Annotated in this window: 16 protein-coding genes; 4 read left to right on the top strand and 12 right to left on the bottom strand. The window is 61.8% G+C overall.

Annotated elements, in window-relative coordinates:
- Positions 1-11: 11 nt before the first annotated feature.
- The 6 genes from ACIN8IBEIGE_RS10865 to ACIN8IBEIGE_RS10840 form a co-directional block, all read right to left on the bottom strand.
- A complete protein-coding gene (locus ACIN8IBEIGE_RS10865) occupies positions 12-1,358 on the bottom strand; it encodes a class II 3-deoxy-7-phosphoheptulonate synthase (RefSeq protein WP_160014628.1) in 1,347 nt (448 codons plus the stop codon).
- A 106-nt stretch (positions 1,359-1,464) separates the two neighbouring features.
- A complete protein-coding gene (locus ACIN8IBEIGE_RS10860; RefSeq protein WP_160014627.1) occupies positions 1,465-3,255 on the bottom strand; it encodes an amidohydrolase family protein in 1,791 nt (596 codons plus the stop codon).
- Positions 3,252-3,992, bottom strand: coding sequence for a sulfite exporter TauE/SafE family protein (locus tag ACIN8IBEIGE_RS10855; RefSeq protein ID WP_160014626.1), 741 nt, complete (start codon positions 3,990-3,992; stop codon positions 3,252-3,254). Before ACIN8IBEIGE_RS10855 ends, ACIN8IBEIGE_RS10860 begins: the two co-directional genes overlap by 4 nt.
- Complete coding sequence (locus ACIN8IBEIGE_RS10850) at positions 3,992-4,774, bottom strand: SDR family NAD(P)-dependent oxidoreductase (RefSeq protein ID WP_160014625.1); 783 nt, start codon at positions 4,772-4,774, stop codon at positions 3,992-3,994. The genes ACIN8IBEIGE_RS10855 and ACIN8IBEIGE_RS10850 overlap by 1 nt, the downstream gene beginning before the upstream one ends.
- Positions 4,774-5,709 (bottom strand): bile acid:sodium symporter family protein, encoded by a 936-nt coding sequence (locus tag ACIN8IBEIGE_RS10845; protein ID WP_160014624.1) that lies wholly within the window; start codon positions 5,707-5,709, stop codon positions 4,774-4,776. The genes ACIN8IBEIGE_RS10850 and ACIN8IBEIGE_RS10845 overlap by 1 nt, the downstream gene beginning before the upstream one ends.
- Positions 5,709-7,049 carry an NAD(P)/FAD-dependent oxidoreductase gene (locus ACIN8IBEIGE_RS10840; protein ID WP_160014623.1) on the bottom strand — a complete coding sequence of 447 codons (1,341 nt, stop codon included), beginning with the start codon at positions 7,047-7,049 and terminating at the stop codon, positions 5,709-5,711. Before ACIN8IBEIGE_RS10840 ends, ACIN8IBEIGE_RS10845 begins: the two co-directional genes overlap by 1 nt.
- A 163-nt stretch (positions 7,050-7,212) precedes the next feature.
- Here ACIN8IBEIGE_RS10840 and ACIN8IBEIGE_RS10835 point away from each other — a divergent pair, with 163 nt between their 5' ends.
- Positions 7,213-7,986 (top strand): spermidine synthase, encoded by a 774-nt coding sequence (locus ACIN8IBEIGE_RS10835; protein ID WP_160014622.1) that lies wholly within the window; start codon positions 7,213-7,215, stop codon positions 7,984-7,986.
- Positions 7,987-8,149: 163 nt separating this feature from the next.
- Here ACIN8IBEIGE_RS10835 and ACIN8IBEIGE_RS10830 read toward each other — a convergent pair whose 3' ends face one another.
- Positions 8,150-8,941 carry a crotonase/enoyl-CoA hydratase family protein gene (locus ACIN8IBEIGE_RS10830; RefSeq protein ID WP_160014621.1) on the bottom strand — a complete coding sequence of 264 codons (792 nt, stop codon included), beginning with the start codon at positions 8,939-8,941 and terminating at the stop codon, positions 8,150-8,152.
- 341 nt (positions 8,942-9,282) lie between these two features.
- On the opposite strand from ACIN8IBEIGE_RS10830, the gene ACIN8IBEIGE_RS10825 reads away from it, so the two are divergent.
- Positions 9,283-10,998 carry a DEAD/DEAH box helicase gene (locus ACIN8IBEIGE_RS10825; RefSeq protein ID WP_178124351.1) on the top strand — a complete coding sequence of 572 codons (1,716 nt, stop codon included), beginning with the start codon at positions 9,283-9,285 and terminating at the stop codon, positions 10,996-10,998.
- 69 nt (positions 10,999-11,067) lie between these two features.
- Here the strand turns inward: ACIN8IBEIGE_RS10825 and ACIN8IBEIGE_RS10820 are convergent, their stop codons facing one another.
- A complete protein-coding gene (locus ACIN8IBEIGE_RS10820) occupies positions 11,068-11,838 on the bottom strand; it encodes a class III extradiol ring-cleavage dioxygenase (RefSeq protein ID WP_160014619.1) in 771 nt (256 codons plus the stop codon).
- A gap of 171 nt (positions 11,839-12,009) precedes the next feature.
- Here ACIN8IBEIGE_RS10820 and ACIN8IBEIGE_RS10815 point away from each other — a divergent pair, with 171 nt between their 5' ends.
- Complete coding sequence (locus tag ACIN8IBEIGE_RS10815) at positions 12,010-12,666, top strand: thiopurine S-methyltransferase (RefSeq protein ID WP_160014618.1); 657 nt, start codon at positions 12,010-12,012, stop codon at positions 12,664-12,666.
- 54 nt (positions 12,667-12,720) lie between these two features.
- Here the strand turns inward: ACIN8IBEIGE_RS10815 and htpX are convergent, their stop codons facing one another.
- The 4 genes from htpX to ACIN8IBEIGE_RS10795 all read right to left on the bottom strand — a co-directional run bounded on the left by htpX (position 12,721) and on the right by ACIN8IBEIGE_RS10795 (position 16,163).
- The gene (gene htpX / locus ACIN8IBEIGE_RS10810) at positions 12,721-13,593 is read right to left on the bottom strand and encodes a protease HtpX (RefSeq protein WP_160014617.1); all 873 of its coding nucleotides are present in this window, start codon (positions 13,591-13,593) and stop codon (positions 12,721-12,723) included.
- A gap of 144 nt (positions 13,594-13,737) precedes the next feature.
- Positions 13,738-14,190, bottom strand: a complete 453-nt coding sequence (locus ACIN8IBEIGE_RS10805) for a hypothetical protein (protein WP_160014616.1) — start codon at positions 14,188-14,190, stop codon at positions 13,738-13,740.
- Positions 14,191-14,192: 2 nt separating this feature from the next.
- The gene (locus ACIN8IBEIGE_RS10800; protein WP_160014615.1) at positions 14,193-14,939 is read right to left on the bottom strand and encodes an SDR family NAD(P)-dependent oxidoreductase; all 747 of its coding nucleotides are present in this window, start codon (positions 14,937-14,939) and stop codon (positions 14,193-14,195) included.
- 12 nt (positions 14,940-14,951) lie between these two features.
- Positions 14,952-16,163 carry a pyridoxal phosphate-dependent aminotransferase gene (locus tag ACIN8IBEIGE_RS10795; RefSeq protein ID WP_160014614.1) on the bottom strand — a complete coding sequence of 404 codons (1,212 nt, stop codon included), beginning with the start codon at positions 16,161-16,163 and terminating at the stop codon, positions 14,952-14,954.
- Between the two features lie 324 nt (positions 16,164-16,487).
- Between ACIN8IBEIGE_RS10795 and msrB the strand changes: the two genes are divergently transcribed.
- Positions 16,488-16,883 (top strand): peptide-methionine (R)-S-oxide reductase MsrB, encoded by a 396-nt coding sequence (msrB, locus tag ACIN8IBEIGE_RS10790; RefSeq protein WP_090387167.1) that lies wholly within the window; start codon positions 16,488-16,490, stop codon positions 16,881-16,883.
- Positions 16,884-16,982 lie beyond the last annotated feature (99 nt).

Below are 16,982 nucleotides of genomic sequence, written 5' to 3'. Positions count from 1 at the left end.
AGCCGCCGCCGTTAGCGGCGTACCTGCTTGAGGGTTTCGGCGATCAGGAAGGCCAGCTCCAGCGACTGGTCGGCGTTCATCCGTGGGTCGCAGTGGGTGTGGTAGCGATCCGACAGGCCGTCTTCGGTGATCGGTCGCGCGCCGCCAATGCATTCGGTGACGTTCTGTCCGGTCATCTCGATATGGATACCCCCGGCATAGCTGCCCTCGGCCTGGTGCACGGCGAAGAACTGCTTCACTTCGGCAAGAATCTGCGCAAAGTCGCGGGTCTTGTAGCCACTTGAGGCCTTGATGGTGTTGCCGTGCATCGGGTCACTGCTCCACAGCACCTGGCGGCCTTCACGCTGCACGGTCTGGATCAGGCGCGGCAGGCCGGCTTCGACCTTGTCTGCGCCCATGCGCACGATCAGGTTGAGACGGCCGGGATCGTTGTCCGGGTTGAGGATATCGATCAGGCGGATCAGCTCTTCGCTGTCCATGCTTGGGCCGACTTTTACCCCAATCGGGTTGCCGACACCGCGCAGGAACTCGACATGTGCGCCGTCCAGCTGACGGGTGCGGTCGCCGATCCACAGCATATGCGCCGAGCAGTCGTACCAGCCGCCGGTGAGGCTGTCCTTGCGCACAAAGGCTTGCTCGTAGTTCAGCAGCAGCGCTTCGTGAGCGGTGAAGAAGCTGGTTTCGCGCACTTGCGCCGCGCCGTCCATGCCGCAGGCACGCATAAAGGCCAGGGTTTCGTCGATGCGATCGGCCAGTTGGCTGTACTTCTCGCCGAGTGCCGAGTTGGCAATAAAGTCGAGGTTCCACTGGTGCACCTGATGCAGGTCGGCGAAGCCGCCCTGGGCAAAGGCGCGCAGCAGATTCAACGAAGCGGTGGACTGGTGGTAGGCCTGCAGCAGGCGCTCCGGGTCCGGTACGCGGCTGGCGGCGTCGAAGCCGATGCCGTTGACGATATCGCCGCGGTAGGCGGGCAGGGTCACGCCGCCGATGGTTTCATCGTTGGCCGAGCGCGGCTTGGCGAACTGGCCGGCCATGCGCCCGACCTTGACCACCGGGCAACCGGCGGCAAAGGTCATGACGATGGCCATCTGCAGCAGCACCTTGAAAGTGTCGCGGATTTTCGCCGCGCTGAACTCGGCAAAGCTCTCGGCGCAATCGCCACCCTGCAGGAGAAACGCGCGACCCTGGGTGACCTCGGCAAACTGGCGGCGCAGTTCGCGGGCTTCTCCGGCAAACACCAGCGGCGGATAACCGGCCAGGGTCTGTTCGACCTGAGCCAGTTGTGCGGCATTCGGGTATTGCGGTTGTTGCTGGATCGGCTTGGCTCTCCAGCTTTCAGGGCTCCAGGGTTGCGACATTGCGGCTCTCGGCTTCAGTCAATTTAGGCGGACGGGCATGGTAACCGATAAGCCGGACGCTTCAAGCCGATAGGCGCGATAGAGCCGCTGCATGGTGACGTGCGGCTCAGGTAGTGACAGGCCTGAAGCCGCTGACGGTGGCCGTGCGTGGCAATACGTCACGCCCCGGCAGAAAGCAGCCAAAGCCCTGCAGCTTGCCCAGCTCTTGCGGGAACTCGCTGCCGCGACGGTAGGCGATACGGCCGTTGATCAGCGTCGCCTCCACCGCCGCGTCGTTGCGCTTGACCACCCGCTCCAAGCCGAGCACCTCCATCGGTGCCTCATGCATCTCGTCCAGCTCAACGGTCAGCCCGGCCGGGTTGACGATCACCACATCAGCACGGTCGCCAACACGGATAGTGCCGGCGTCCACCCCGATAAAGTCCGCCAGCTCGCCACTCAGGCGATTGATGGCGCGACCCATGTCCATAAACGGCGTGCCGGCCAGTTCGGCGTCACGCACGTATTTAAGGAAGCGCAGCGGGAAGTTGTACTGAGCGATGGAGCGCAGGTGTGCGCCCGAGTCGGCGAACCCCGGCTGGGTCCAGGGGCTGGCCAGTAACTTGTGCATCACCGCCTCGCGCTGGTTGCCGTAGCAGGTGCTCCACTTCAGCGCCTCGCGGTACTGGCAGGCCAGCTCGAAATAGGCATCCACCGGATCCAGGCCACGGGTGGCGCCGAGCTGTTTGAAGTTCTGGCCGACCAGGCTGGCGTCCGGGCATTCGGTTACCCAGCAGTCGGAGAAGTCGCGGTGCCACAGACCCTTGGTCAGCACTGCTTTGACCTGCTTCTTGAACAGGGCGCGGAACTCTGGCTCCAGTACCTTGGCGTACAGCTCGTCCGGGTCTTTGATATTGCGCAGGATCTCGCCGGCACCGAACTCCTCGAAGGCGTTCACGTTCAGCCCTTCCAGGCGCAGGGTGAAGGGCGCCGGCAGGGTCTGCCAGCGGAAGTGGCCACGTAGAACCTTGTTGGCCAGCCAGCCGGAAAGGCGGGTGAAGCGGTGCAGCAGCGGCTGCGATTTCAGGTCCAGCGCGGTGAGCATCGAGCACTTCAGCGGATTTCTAAACCAGCCGTGAGCCTGATACAGGAAAGCGAACACGTTGACCTTGGTTACCGCGTCCGGCGCACCCTGGAGCACCGCGCCACGCCGGCGCAGCACCGCAAACAGGCGGGAGAACTCGGTCCAGCTGGCAAAGGTCGAGGGCAGCGGGCTGGACCAAGCGCGGTCGCCGTCCATCTTGTCGAGTTTGGTGGTCATCACCGAGAGGCCGATGCAGCCGGCGTCCAGCGCCTCTTCCAGCAGCTGTTCCATGCGCTGCAACTCGGCTTCAGTCGGTTTGATCTTGCTGGTTGCCCGTTCCAGTCCCATCACCGCCACGCGTAGTTCGGAGTGGCCGAGGAAGGAGCTGACGTTCGGTCCCAGCGGCTGCTGGTCGTAGAAGGCGCGGTAGCCGGCGGCGTCGCGCCAGGTCTTCTTCTCCTGCAGGATCGGTAGCACGTATTCGCGCGGCACCGCCTCGACGCGGGTGAACAGGTCCGAGCAGTCCTCGGCATCAGCCAGCACCATACTGATCGAGCAGGAACCGATGGTCACGCTGGTGACGCCGTGGCGCACCGATTCCTTCAAGGCGGGCGCGGCGATCACTTCGGCGTCGTAGTGCGAGTGGATTTCCAGAAAGCCCGGCGTCACCCACTTGCCGGCGGCATCCAGCACCTCGGGGCAGCCACTTTCATTCAGCGGGCTGAGGCTGAGCACATCGATCTTGCCGTCGCGAATACCAATATGCCGCAGCGTGCCCTGGGCACCGGTGCCGTCGAAATACAGACCATTCTTGATGATGATGTCGAAGCTCATAGCAGACTCCAGGGCGCGAGCAGCAGGCCGCCGGTGACCAGCAGCAACAGGTAGATGGCAATGCGGAAATGCTGTTCGTTGAAGCGCTGGTGCAGGCGCTCACCCAGCCACACGCCGATCAGCAGCAGAGGGGCGTAGCTGGCGACTTGCGGCAGCGCGGGGAGTAGGCGGCCGTCGAGCAGGAAGGCCAGGGTCAGCAGGCTGTTGAGGGTGAACCACACCGTGACCAGGGTGGCGCGCAGGCGCGCCTTGTCCAGTTGCGTACCGGCCAGGGCGAACACCAGCAGCGGCCCGCCGGAGGCAAACAGGCCATGGCTGACGCCAGCGCACAGGCTGAGCAGGCGGCTAAGCCACATGGGGCGCACGGGCTGCACGGCTGCGTGACGCAGGCGCCACAGTTCTCGAGCGGCAAACCACAGCACCAGTGCGCCAAACAGGCGCTTGGCCAGGGGCGCATCGAGGAAGGGCAGCAGGGCATAGCCGATCAGCGTGCCGACGACCATGCCCGGCAGGATCATGCCCAGCAACAGGCGCCGATCGATCATCTGCCGATGTCGCCAGACCAGGTAACCGGTCATGCAGATATTCAGCGGCACCAGCACTGGCAGCAGCTGGTCAATGGGCAGCAGCAGGGCGCCCAGTGACAGGGCAATCACGATGCTTCCGAAACCGGTGATCGCTTCCAGGGTGTACGCCAGCAGGATAAAACCGGCCAGGGCCAGCCAGACAATCTCCATCAGCCCATCTCCCCGGCGAAGCGCGCGCTCATCTTGCGGTAGTAGAAACCCGGGGCGATGCGCCAGAGCAGGCTGGCCAGCCAGCTGCCTCGGTCGGGAAACAGGCGCTCGCGGCCTTGCATTTGCGCCTGGAGAATCTGCGCGGCCATCCAGTCGGCGCCGCGTATCTGGCCAACGGTCGAGCGGCCGTGTTGCGCCTGCTTGCCGTCGCCGCCGAGGGCATTCTGTTCGATGGGCGTGTCGAGAAAGCTCGGGTAGACCAGCAGCATCTTGATGCCGTCGCGGGCGATTTCTGCGCGCAGTACTTCGAAGAACTGGCCCAAAGCGCTTTTCGCCGCGCAATAGCCGGCGCGGCCGAGCACCGGCATCCAGCCGGCCATGGAACCAATGGCGATGACCTGACCACAGCTCTGGCGCAAAAAGGGTAAGGCGCTCAGGGTCAGCTCCACGGGCGCCTGGTAATCGACGGCCATGACCTTGCGAAACACGGCGGGGTCGGTGTGCAGGGTGGGCGAGCGGTGGGTGATGCCGGCGTTGTTGATCAGCACATCGAGGCAACCGAAGCGTTCACGGCAGGCGTCCAGTAATTGCTGGTGTAATGTGGGGTCGGTGATATCACCGGCCAGGCCGATTACCCGCTCGGCGCCCAGTTCATTTACCCGCGCGCTCAGGCCGGCTGCATTGATGTCGGTGAGCAGCAGGTTGCAGCCTTGGCCGTGATAGGCGCGCGCAAGCTCCCAGCCGAGGCCGCTGGCGGCCCCGGTGATCAAGATGGTGTGCATTATTTTTCTCCAGCGCTGACCAGGGCCGCAGGTGTTAGCGGCAAGCTTGCGGGTGGCTGACGGGACCAGATAAAGGCCAGGGTCAGGCCGCTGACCAGGTGCCAGCAGCCCCAGAACGCGGCGATCAGCAACATGCCGCTGGCCTGTGGGAAGAAGGTGAAGATGATCACCAGGCCCAGGGCAGAGTTCTGGATACCGACTTCCAGGGTGATCGCCCGACGATCTGCTGCCGGCAGCCCGGACAGTCGCGCGCACCCGTAGCCCACGGCCAACGCCAGGGCGTTATGCGCCACCACCAACCAGAAGAACAGATGGAAATGCGTAATGAACTGGTCGAAATTGCGGCTGAAGGCCAGGGTGACGAAGGCCAGCATCACCAGCAGGGCAAAGACGCGTAGCGGCTTTTCCACCTTGAGCGATAGGCCAGGAAAACGCCGGCCAACCCACATGCCGACAATCAGCGGCAGGCCCAGTACCAGCAGCACCAACAGCAACAGGCTGACTGGGTCCATGGCGATCTGCGTCAGCAGGGGCCGGGTCAGCGGGTTAAGCCAGGCGTAGAAGCCGAAATTCAGTGGTGTCAGCACGCTGGCAGCGAGGCTGGATACCGCCGTCATGCTCACCGAGACCGCGACGTTGCCGCGTGCCATCCAGGTCATGATGTTAGAGAAGCTGCCGCCGGGGCAGGCCGCAACCAGCATCATGCCCAGGGCCAGCATCGGCTCGATGCGCAGCGCCCAGCAGGCCAGGCAGGTCAGCGCTGGCAGCAGAACGAACTGCGCGAGCAGGCCAATCACCGGTGCCTTGGGCTCGCGGACGATGCGCTTGAAGTCATCCAGGCGCAGGTCCAGCGAGACGCCGAACATCATCACCGCAAGGATGATGTTGATCAGCACCAGGCTGCTGGGGTCGAACTGGATATTTACCGGTTCCATCACAGGCTTCCTTCGGCAGGACGGCTGGCAGCCGCGGGCAGCGCAGCCAGGCCGGCGCGCAGGCTATTGCTGTGCTGCGCGATGCTCTGACGATAGCTGTCCTTGTGCACGTAGTAGGCCATGCGCTCCAGTTGCAGGTACTGGTAGCCGCCGTCCAGGCGTACGCCGGCGCGTTCGCGTTTGAGCGCCTGGAAGTCTTTGGCCGCCTGGCTGCCGGATTGAAGCCCTTTGATATACAGCGCCACCAGTTCGGCCTGCTCGTCGCGGCCCTGCCAGCCGAGACCCGAGGCTTCGACCATGCCCAACATGAACAGGTCGTCGTATTCGGGGTGGAACACGTTGAGGTAGAGCTGCGGCGCCCCGGCAGTGCTCGGCCAGTTAAGGTGCGCACGGTTGATAAAGGGGTAGTCGAGTTTGTAGCCGGTGCCTTGCAGAATCAGGTCGTACTCGGCCTGTTCGCCATCGCTGAAGGTCACCTGCGAGCCGTCGACCTTGGCCACATCGCGGCGCGCTCGGATATCGCCATGGCCGAGGTAGTGCAGTACCAGGGAGTTCATCACCGGGTGTGATTCGTAGAGTTTGTAATCCGGGTCGGGCAGGCCGTATTGCGATGGCTTGCCGACCAACGCACGTACCAGCAGGCCATCGAGGAATTGCTTGAGCGGGCGCGGCAGCTTGATCGCGCCGCCGAGGGTGTCGGTCGGACGACCCAGGGTGAACTTGGGCAGAAAGTAATAGCCACGGCGCACCGACAGGTCCACCGAGGCGGCGCGATGCACAGCATCCACGGCAATGTCGCAGGCCGAGTTGCCGCAGCCGATCACCAGTACGCGCTTGCCGTCGAACATCGCTGCCGAGCGGTAGTCGCTGGAGTGCATCAGCTCGCCGGTAAACGTGCCAGGCAGTGCTGGCTGGTTAGGCGTATGCAGGGTGCCGTTGGCCATCAGTACGCCGTCGAACAGCCATTCACGCTGTACGCCGTTGTGTTCGCTGATCAGCTTCCAGCCCTTGTCCAGGCGCTGAATTTCCACCACGCGGGTATTGAATTGGTAGTGCGTATACAGGCCGAAGTGCTTGGCGTAGTCACGGAAGTAACGGCGCATCTCACTGTGATGCGGGTAGGGGGCCACCTCGGCGCGCATCGGGAATTCGCTGAACTGGGTGGTGCCCTTGGAGGAAATCAGGTGCGCCGAGTCGTACATGGTGCTGTGCGGATTATCGATGTCCCACAGGCCGCCGACATCCACGTGCAGTTCGAAACCGACAAAGTCGATACCGTGCTTGTGCAGCTGACGTGCTGTACACAGCCCCATGGGGCCGGCACCGATAATGGCGTACATGGCAAACCTCGATAATCGTTTTTATTGTTGTAGTCGCAGAACGATAAACTCGGCGCCCCCGACTGCGGCAAATTATCGCGTGACCGGGGGAGGGTGCCTCAATGACAATTAGCGCCTTTCCTCTGGCCGAAATGGTCGGGGATGTCACGGTGGAGTGTGCGGGATGCCAGGTTTACCTCCGGTTGGGCAGATGCCGGATCCGCTGCTGATCGCCGAAGTGCACGATGCCTTCGGGGTGATTCAGGTGGTCGAAATGGGCGCGTACCGCTTTCTCGAATTTGGTGAGGCGATTGAGCAGAGCTGCGTCTATATGCCGGACCCCAGCTGGCTGGAATACGACTACACCCGCGCCATGCTGCTTGGCGCGCTGTGCCACGAGCACCCGGAAAGTGCGCTGTTTCTTGGCCTCGGTGCCGGCAACCTGACTCAGGCCTGCCTGAAGTTTCTGCCGCTGGATGATGTCGAGGTGATCGAGCTGCGCGCCGATGTGCCTCGTCTGGCCATGGAACATATGGGGCTGACCGATGATCCGCGCCTTACCATCCGTATCGGCGATGCGCTGGAACTGCTGGAAAGCGCGGAAAAGACCGACCTGCTGTTTGTCGACCTGTATACCGATCACGGTCCGGCGACTGGGCATCTGGCCTGGCGCTTTCTGGAAAACTGCCAGAAGCAGCTCAATCCCGGCGGCTGGCTGATCATCAACCAGTGGGCCGGCAACGACGGCAAGCCGCTTGGCGCGCCGCTGCTGCGCGGTCTCTACCATCGGCATTACTGGGAGTGCCCGGTGAAGGAGGGCAATGTGGTGTTGCTGGTGCCGGCGGATCTGGAGCAGGAAGTCGACTTCGACGAACTGCGCCGCCGTGATGCGCTATTGGCGCCGCAGTTCGGTTATTCGCTGGAGTCGTTGATTAAGGCAGTGCGGCCGGCGACCTGAGACCTGTTTACGGTCTGCTGCGCGTCGGCCCTGCTGCGTTAAAAGCAGGCTCGGAATGCTCATTTACGCCAGTAAACTCCGCTTCCTCGCCTGCTTTTGCCTTGCATGATCCTAGCTCGCAATACCGTAAATCAGGTTCTTAACAGCTCGCGGATTATGAAACTCAGCGTCCTTTGAAATCGCCCGGACGGCGTTCCAGCATCGCTCGCACACCCTCCTGCGCATCTTCACTGGCCATCAGGCGGGTCACGGTCGGGTGCAGGCTGGCGGCTGCGGCAGCCGGGCCTTCGACCACGGCCTGGCGCGCTGAGGCCAAGGTGGCCTGCACCCCCAGCGGCGCTTGCGCGGCAATGCGTTCAGCAAGCCACAGCGCCTTGGGCAGCAGCTCCTCACTGGCCACCACCTGCTGGATAAGCCCCAGGCGATAGGCCTCGTGAGCATCGAACTCATCACCCGTCAGCAGCCAGCGCATGGCGTTGCCCCAGCCGGCGGTTTGATGCATGCGCAAGGTCGCGCCGCCGAAGGGGAAGATCCCGCGCTGCACTTCCATCTGGGCGAAACGGGTATTGCTGGCGCACAGGTTGATATCCGAGGCCAGCATCAGCTCGATGCCAATGGTGTAGCAGTAGCCTTGCGCGGCGACGATCACCGGTTTGCTCACCCGTGGCCCGCCGAACACGCCCCAGGGATCGCAACCGCCTTCAGGTATCTTCCAGCCGGCGGCGAACTGCGCCGCCACATTGGCCAGGTCCAGGCCAGCGGTAAAGTGTTCGCCATGGGCAAATACCAGTGCCACCCGCGCCTCGCTGTCGCGTTCGAACTCACCATAGGCCAGGCACATGTCATCCAGCATGGGCATGTCGAAAGCGTTGCGTTTGCTCGCTCGGTCCAGGCCGATCAACATGATCTGGCCGCGTTTTTCACGGCTGACGCGGCCGCTGGTGCTTTGGGTCATGGCGGTGAGTCCTTGTGGCAGGTTATGAAAGTGTGCGCTGTGCTACTGCAGCGTGCCATTTGCAGGCTAACAGAGGATGACCATTCGGCACGGCACAGGCTCTATTTGTGGCTTATTTAGAGAAAATCAGGCACATCGGCCAGGTTTTCCGGTATAGTGCGCGCCGGTCAATTTTTGGCCACGTTCAGGTAGTGCAAATCGCCCGAAGCTTGACTTCGGCAGCCAGTCCGCAAAGCGGGCTATCCTTGACGATTCATTTATCACCATGTTTTCGCAAATCCCCGCCTACAGAGCTGCCAGGGTGACTTTCGGGTCTTACACGGCATGCGCAGCTTTGGAACATGGGTCTTTGCGGATGCACTAGAGGCAGACCCATGACCCAGGAAACCGGCGGCTTCGCCGCACTCGGACTCAATTCCAATATTCTTGCTGCACTGACCGCTGTTGGTTACGAAGAGCCGTCGCCGATTCAGGCCCAGGCCATTCCGGTAATTCTGTCCGGTCAGGATATGATCGGTCAGGCACAGACCGGCACCGGTAAAACCGCGGCCTTCGCCCTGCCGATCCTGTCGAAGATCGACCCGGCCAAGCGCGAGCCGCAGGCGCTGATCCTCGCGCCGACCCGTGAGCTGGCCCTGCAAGTGGCCACCGCCTTTGAAACCTATTCCAAGCAGATGCCTGGCCTCAACGTAGTGGCCGTTTACGGCGGCGCGCCGATGGGCCCGCAGCTGAAAGCCATCCGTCAGGGCGCGCAAGTTATCGTCGCCACTCCGGGCCGTCTGGTTGACCACCTGCGTCGCGACGAGAAAGTGCTGTCGACTATCCAGTATCTGGTGCTCGACGAAGCCGACGAAATGCTCAAGCTGGGCTTTATGGATGACCTCGAAGTGATCTTCGAAGCCATGCCGGCCAGCCGTCAGAGCGTGCTGTTCTCCGCGACCCTGCCGCACTCGATCCGCGCCATCGCAGAGAAACACCTGCGTGAGCCGCAACACATCAAGATCGCCTCGAAAACCCAGACTGTGACTGCCATCGAGCAGGCGCACCTGATGGTTCACGCTGACCAGAAGCACGCCGCCGTCCTGCGTCTGCTGGAAGTTGAAGAGTTCGATGCGCTGATCGGTTTCGTGCGTACCAAGCAAGCCACCCTGGACCTGGCCGCCGCGCTGGAAGCCAAGGGCTACAAGGCCGCTGCTCTAAATGGCGACATCGCGCAGAACCAGCGTGAGCGCGTGATCGACTCGCTGAAAGATGGCCGTCTGGACATCGTCATCGCCACCGACGTTGCTGCTCGCGGCCTCGACGTACCGCGTATCACTCACGTGATGAACGTGGATATGCCGTATGACCCTGAATCCTACGTACACCGTATCGGCCGTACCGGCCGTGCTGGCCGTACCGGTCGCGCGCTGCTGCTGGTAACGCCGCGTGAGCGCCGCATGCTGCAGGTGATTGAGCGTGTAACCGGGCAGAAGGTTGGCGAGGTCAAGCTGCCGAACGCTCAGCAAGTGCTGGACGCGCGCATCAAGAAACTCACCAACAGCCTGGCGCCGCTGGTGGCTGATGCCGAAGCCAGCCACGGTGATCTGCTCGATCGTCTGACTGCTGACATTGGTTGCAGCCCGCGTGCCCTGGCCGCAGCCCTGCTGCGCAAGGCCACCAATGGCCAAGCGCTGACCCTGGCTGAAGTTGAACGTGACCAGCCACTGGTTCCTGGTAGCAGTGGCCCGCGTGAGCGTAGTGAACGCGGTGATCGTCCTGAGCGTCCTGATCGTGAAGGCAGCCGTGAGCGTCGTGCTCCGGTGCCGCTGGCCGAAGGCCGTGCCCGTTGCCGCACCGCGCTGGGCGCGCGTGATGGTATTGCCGCGAAGAACCTGCTCGGCGCCATCCTCAACGAAGGCGGCCTGGTTCGCGAAGCCATCGGCCGCATCCAGGTACGCGAAAGCTTCAGCCTGGTTGAGCTGCCGGAAGAAGGTCTGGAGCGTCTGTTGGCCAAGCTGAAAGACACCCGCGTCGGTGGCAAACCGCTGAAGCTGCGTCGTTATCGCGAAGATTGATTCTTCGGTGAATAAAAAGCCCCGCCTAGTGCGGGGCTTTTTATTGCTGTTACGTGTTGGGCGTATGGCTTACGTGAAGCTGTAGATATCCATGCCTAGCGCGCCAAGCGTGAAACCGCTGTGCTCGACCCTGAACTGCCCGCCAGCGCCTGCGGCAAAGAACAGTGGCAGCAGGTGTTCGTCGCTGGGGTGGTTGCGTTCGGCGTAAGGGGCCTGCCGGCGGTAATCGTCGAGGGCGGCGTTGTTCGGCTCGGTCAGCGTGTTCACCACCCAGTCGCGGAAGGCTTGCGCCCAGGGTTTGATCTGTTCCGGTCCGGCTTGCCAGTCCAGTTCGCCCAGGTTGTGGGTGATGCTACCGGAGCCGATCAGCAGCACGCCCTGCGTGCGCAGGCTGACGAGGGCCAAGCCGACCTGGCGTTGCAAGGCTGGCCCCTGCTGGCTGGGCAGGGAAACTTGCACCACAGGAATGTCGGCCTGTGGGTACATCAGTGTCAGGGGTACCCAGGCGCCATGATCAAACGGCCTTTCAGGGGCGAGCTGCGTCGGCAGGCCGGCTTGCGTTAGCAGGCTGGCGATCTCTGCTGCCAGCTGCGGCTCCCCCGGTGCTGGGTATTGCACCCGATAGAGTTCGGCCGGAAAGCCATGGAAGTCATGCCAGGTTTGCGGTTGTGCCGCACTGCCTACCTGCAACTCGCGGCTTTCCCAGTGCGCCGAAACCACCACAATCGCGCGTGGCTTGGGCAGTTGGCTGGCTAAGCGGGCGAGGGCTGGACCGCTGGTGCCGGGTTGCAAGGCCAGCATGGGGGAGCCGTGGGAGATAAACAGGCTGGGTAATGACATGACAGACTCCTGATGGATTGCTTGCATTTTCCATCAGCCAATCTGTGCATATAAGCGCAAAAGTCTGGGTGTTTTTATCGTTTTAATAGATGGGTTTATACGGACTGAATTCCTTGGCCTTATTGGCTGTGTTACGGCAGGATCTTTGGCTGATTATCTACTGGAGGCGATATGCACGCAGAATTCTGGCAGGCGCGTTGGGCGCGCAGTGAGATCGGCTTTCATCTGCCTGAGGTCAATCCCTATCTGCAGCAGTACTGGCCGGCGCTGGGTTTGCCGATTGGTGCGCGGGTGCTGGTGCCGCTGTGTGGCAAGAGCCTGGATCTGGCCTGGTTGGCGGGGCAGGGCTATCAAGTCGTCGGTGTTGAACTGGCGCAGCGTGCAGTGGAGGACTTCTTCGCCGAGCACGAGCTGCAGCCGGAGGTCAATGAAGCCGGTGCGTTCAGGTTGTATCGGGCTGGCACTGTGGAGATCTATTGCGGTGATTTCTTTGCCCTGACGGCGCAGCAGCTTGCCGGCTGCGCCGCGCTGTATGACCGTGCGGCACTGATTGCATTGCCGCCAGAAATGCGCGCGCGTTATGTGGGCCATTTGACGCAACTTCTACCCAGCGGCTGTCAGGGGGTACTGGTGAGCCTGGACTATGAGCAGGCGCGGATGGACGGCCCGCCCTTCGCCGTTGCGGATGATGAGGTGCAGCGGCTGTTTACGCCCGATTGGCAGCTCGAGGAGCTGGCGTGCGGTGATGTGCTGGGTGACAACTGGAAGTTTCTCAAGCGCGGCCTTGAACGCCTGGATGAGCGGGTCTATCGCTTGCGTAAAGCCTGAAGCACTGAAAAGAAAAAGGCGGCCCGTGGGCCGCCTTTTGCGTTGCTGCTGAACTTAGCCGCGCTGGCGCAGGGCTTCGATGCGCACTTCCAGTGGTGGGTGGGTCATCAGCAGGCCAGCCAGGCCACCTTTGAGGCCACCGTTGATGCCAAAGGCGGTGAGGCTGTTAGGCATGGTGACCGGCACTTCCTGTTCAGCGCGCAGGCGTTGCAGGGCGGCGATCATTGCACCAGTGCCGGCCAGGCGTGCACCGGCTTCGTCAGCCTTGAATTCGCGCTTACGCGAGAACCACATAACGATGATGCTGGCCAGGATGCCGAGTACCATTTCAGCGAAGACAGTCGCCACGATGTAGCCAATACCATGGCCGTCTTCATTCTTCAGAATCACTTTATCGACGAAGTTGCCGAAGATCCGTGCGAAGAACATCACAAAGGTGTTCACGACGCCTTGGATCAGTGCCAGGGTGACCATGTCACCGTTGGCCACGTGGCCGATTTCGTGGGCCAGTACGGCGCGCACTTCATCAGGCGAGAAACGTTCCAGCAGGCCCTGGCTGACAGCTACCAGAGCATCGTTCTTGTTCCAGCCGGTGGCGAAGGCGTTGGACTCATAGGCCGGGAAGATACCCACTTCCGGCATCTTGATCCCGGCTTCGCGGGACAGCTCTTCCACGGTCTGCAGCAGCCACTGTTCATGACGGGTACGTGGCTGGGTGATGATTTCGGTTTTGGTGCTCATCTTCGCCATCCATTTAGACATGAACAGCGAGATGAAGGAGCCGATGAAGCCAACCAGGGCGCAGTAAACCAGCAGGCTGCCATAGTTCTGGCCGGTGAAGCGGTCGAGCCCAAGCAGCTTCAGGGTGATGCTGGCGATGATTAACACCGCAATGTTGGTGGCCAGGAACAGCATAATGCGCATCATGGTGTATTGAGACTCCTCACGGGAAAGATCTATCAGGCCGCTGAAAACCCTGTGTTGGCTGCTTCGCCTGGTTTTCAATGGCCACTATTGGTTATGACGGCTATATAAGGGCGCACCCCCAGGCACTTCAACCTGGCGACTATTTCAAACTATGTCGTTTGCGCTGTTCAGGCTGGATTCGAACAGCAGGCGGGTGAGGCGGGCGACGCGTTCGCCATGGCGCTGGCCCAGTGCTTCGCGCAGCTGAAAGGCCAGGGTCGCGTGTACGCGGCGCACGCTGGGCGGCAAGGCATCGCCCTCGCGCAGGGCGTGGGGTATGCCGCGAGTCAGGCGCAGAAAGCCTTTTTCGCTAAGTACGGCTTGATCAAGGGCGTCGTAACCGATGGTCGAGTCGAAGCGGATGTAACCTTCCTCGGCCAGCCACAGCAGGGCGCCCAGGCAGCTTTGATGGCGTGGCGTGGGCAGGCCGAACTCGTCCGGCTCTTCGCGGCCGATCAGGTCTTCGACATACAGCGCGACTTTGCTGGGGAACGCCTGGTACAGGGTCAGCATGCCGGCGGCGGCATCCTTGTAGAAGTCGTCGATCTGCAGGTCCATGCTTAGAGCGCTCTGGCAATCAGTGTGGTGGGTAACCAGGGCAGCAGGCGGCCAATCAATGCCCAGGGCCAGCCGGGGACGTAAGCGCTGCTACTGCGTTTTTCAATATGGCGGGCGATAAGTGCGGCGCCGCGTTCAACGTCGATCAGAAAAGGACGCGGGCCGGTGCCCTGATTGATCGGTGTGTCGATGTAGCCCGGCAGGATCAGGGTGGTATCTAGGGCGGTGCGGTACAGTTCCAGCTCCAGGGACTCCATGTAGCTGATCAGTCCGGCTTTGCTGGCCGAATAACCCGCAGAAGCGGGTAGGCCGCGCTTGCCGGCCACCGAGGCGATGGCTACCAGGTGGCCGTGACCCTGTTCAAGGAACAGCTGAGTGGCCCCATCCAGGCAGGCGATGGCACCTAGCAGGTTGGTTTCCAGCGTTTGCGGGTAGCGATCAAAGCGTCCGGTCCCGGCCTGACCGGCGAGACCAATGCCGGCATTGGCAATTATCCCGTCGAGCCCGCCGAGTGCATTGGCGGCCATGCCGACGGCGTCCTGACAGGCCGCGTAATCTGTTACATCCAGCGGCAACACCACCACCTTGCGCTGAAAGCGCGCCTGCAGCTCGGCGGCCAGCAGGTGCAGGCTGTCCTCGCGGCGTGCGGCCAGCGCCAGGTCGTAACCCTTGGCCGCCAACTCACGGGCCAGGGCAGCACCGATGCCCGAACTGGCTCCGGTCAGCAGATAGCGTTTGCCCTGGCTCATGGGTTGCTCCGATTACTGTTGGTAAGTCTTGAGGAAGCTACCGATGCGGCCGATGGCCATTTCCAGCTCATCCACCCGCGGCAGGGTGACCACGCGGAAATGATCCGGCCACGGCCAGTTGAAGGCGGTGCCCTGGACGATCAGCAGCTTTTCCGAGAGCAGCAGATCGAGGACGAATTTCTCATCGTTATGGATCGGGCAGACTTTCGGGTCGATCTTCGGGAAGGCATAGAGCGCGCCCATCGGCTTGACGCAGCTGACTCCGGGAATGTCGTTGAGCAACTCCCAGGTGCGATTGCGCTGCTCCAGCAGGCGGCCTTGCGGCAGCACCAGATCATTGATGCTCTGGTAGCCGCCGAGGGCGGTCTGGATTGCATGCTGGCTCGGCACGTTGGCGCACAGGCGCATGTTGGCGAGGATGTCGATGCCTTCGATATAGCTCTGTGCGCGGTGCTTGGGCCCGGAAATCGCTACCCAGCCGGAGCGGAAACCGGCCACGCGGTAGGACTTCGACAGGCCATTGAAGGTCAGGCAGAGCACGTCCGGTGCCAGCGAGGCTGTAGAAATATGCTGGGCTTCGTCGTAGAGAATCTTGTCGTAGATCTCATCGGAGAACAGCACCAAGTTGTGCTGGCGGGCCAGTTCGACGATATCCAGTAGCACTTCTTTGGAATACACCGCACCGGTGGGGTTGTTCGGGTTGATCAGCACCAGCGCCTTGGTGTTCGGGGTGATCTTGGCCTTCATGTCGGCGATATCGGGGAACCAGCCTGCCTGCTCGTCGCACAGGTAATGCACCGGCTTGCCACCAGCCAAAGCCACGGCTGCAGTCCACAGTGGGTAATCCGGTGCCGGGATCAGCACTTCGTCACCGTTATTGAGCAGCGCCTGCATGGCCATCACGATCAGCTCGGACACGCCGTTGCCCAGGTAGATATCCTCGATGCCAACGCCTTCCACCTGCTTCTGCTGGTAGTACTGCATCACCGCCTTGCGTGCGCTGAACAGGCCCTTGGAGTCGCTGTAACCCTGGGCGGTGGGCAGATTGCGGATCACGTCCTGGAGAATCTCTTCAGGCGCTTCGAAACCAAACGGTGCCGGGTTGCCGATGTTCAGCTTGAGGATGCGGTGACCTTCCTCTTCCAGGCGCTTGGCGTGCTTGAGCACCGGCCCGCGGATGTCGTAGCAGACGTTGGCGAGCTTGTTCGATTTGCTGAACTGCATGTAAGTGATCCCGAATGGAGAAACGTCGCTGAATTACCCTGTAAGCAGTCGCGATATGACGCGCCTTGGCAGGTTGTAACGCCGGTGACAGACTGGGGGCGAATGATACGTGGCAGCCCGACCTTGGCAAAGGTACTGGTTGGGCTTTTTTGTGCTCAGCACATCCATGTGCTTCACCCCTTCGGGGCTGCGCGCAAAAACGCTCCTGGCGTTTTTGTGCTGTGCCATCCATGGCCGCCACCTGTGCGTCGTCGTGGCTCCATTTGGGTCGTTGTCACGCGATATTGAATATCGCTTTTGGCGTTTTTATTGAGGATTCTGACCATGGACAAGCTGGAAAAACCCCTGGAAGCCTGGCGCGAAGAGCTTTCCGACGAGCAGTTTCATGTTTGCCGCCTGGGCGGCACTGAACGCGCTTTTACCGGGCAGTATCACGACAGCAAGGAACCGGGTATATACCGCTGCGCCTGCTGCCAGGCTGAGTTGTTCGACTCGGATGCCAAGTACGACTCCGGCAGCGGTTGGCCGAGTTACTTCCAGCCGGTCAGCAGCGAAGCTATCAGTAGCCTGGATGACTTCAATCACGGTATGCACCGCATCGAAGTCAAATGCGCCAAGTGTGATGCTCATCTTGGGCATGTGTTCCCCGACGGGCCAGCGCCGACGGGGCTGCGTTATTGCATCAACTCGGCATCGCTCAAGTTGGTGCCTAAGGCTTAATGCCATTGCACAGGGCCGCTATCAGCGGGCCTTATTTTGCAACAATTAAATTGCATGCAATTTAATTGCTCGCTACCTTGCATCCACTCTTACCTATCA

The sequence above is a fragment of the Pseudomonas sp. 8BK genome (assembly GCF_902506475.1).
In the GTDB taxonomy this organism is placed as follows: Bacteria; Pseudomonadota; Gammaproteobacteria; order Pseudomonadales; family Pseudomonadaceae; genus Aquipseudomonas; species Aquipseudomonas anguilliseptica.
This window is presented reverse-complemented; position numbering and strand designations above follow the sequence as displayed.

Coding starts and splice junctions, on each gene's coding strand:
- ACIN8IBEIGE_RS10865 (WP_160014628.1), bottom strand. CDS start 1,358: ATGTCGCAACCCTGGAGCCCTGAAAGCTGGAGAGCCAAGCCGATCCAG.
- ACIN8IBEIGE_RS10860 (WP_160014627.1), bottom strand. CDS start 3,255: ATGAGCTTCGACATCATCATCAAGAATGGTCTGTATTTCGACGGCACC.
- ACIN8IBEIGE_RS10855 (WP_160014626.1), bottom strand. CDS start 3,992: ATGGAGATTGTCTGGCTGGCCCTGGCCGGTTTTATCCTGCTGGCGTAC.
- ACIN8IBEIGE_RS10850 (WP_160014625.1), bottom strand. CDS start 4,774: ATGCACACCATCTTGATCACCGGGGCCGCCAGCGGCCTCGGCTGGGAG.
- ACIN8IBEIGE_RS10845 (WP_160014624.1), bottom strand. CDS start 5,709: ATGGAACCGGTAAATATCCAGTTCGACCCCAGCAGCCTGGTGCTGATC.
- ACIN8IBEIGE_RS10840 (WP_160014623.1), bottom strand. CDS start 7,049: ATGTACGCCATTATCGGTGCCGGCCCCATGGGGCTGTGTACAGCACGT.
- ACIN8IBEIGE_RS10835 (WP_160014622.1), top strand. CDS start 7,213: ATGCCAGGTTTACCTCCGGTTGGGCAGATGCCGGATCCGCTGCTGATC.
- ACIN8IBEIGE_RS10830 (WP_160014621.1), bottom strand. CDS start 8,941: ATGACCCAAAGCACCAGCGGCCGCGTCAGCCGTGAAAAACGCGGCCAG.
- ACIN8IBEIGE_RS10825 (WP_178124351.1), top strand. CDS start 9,283: ATGGGTCTTTGCGGATGCACTAGAGGCAGACCCATGACCCAGGAAACC.
- ACIN8IBEIGE_RS10820 (WP_160014619.1), bottom strand. CDS start 11,838: ATGTCATTACCCAGCCTGTTTATCTCCCACGGCTCCCCCATGCTGGCC.
- ACIN8IBEIGE_RS10815 (WP_160014618.1), top strand. CDS start 12,010: ATGCACGCAGAATTCTGGCAGGCGCGTTGGGCGCGCAGTGAGATCGGC.
- htpX (WP_160014617.1), bottom strand. CDS start 13,593: ATGATGCGCATTATGCTGTTCCTGGCCACCAACATTGCGGTGTTAATC.
- ACIN8IBEIGE_RS10805 (WP_160014616.1), bottom strand. CDS start 14,190: ATGGACCTGCAGATCGACGACTTCTACAAGGATGCCGCCGCCGGCATG.
- ACIN8IBEIGE_RS10800 (WP_160014615.1), bottom strand. CDS start 14,939: ATGAGCCAGGGCAAACGCTATCTGCTGACCGGAGCCAGTTCGGGCATC.
- ACIN8IBEIGE_RS10795 (WP_160014614.1), bottom strand. CDS start 16,163: ATGCAGTTCAGCAAATCGAACAAGCTCGCCAACGTCTGCTACGACATC.
- msrB (WP_090387167.1), top strand. CDS start 16,488: ATGGACAAGCTGGAAAAACCCCTGGAAGCCTGGCGCGAAGAGCTTTCC.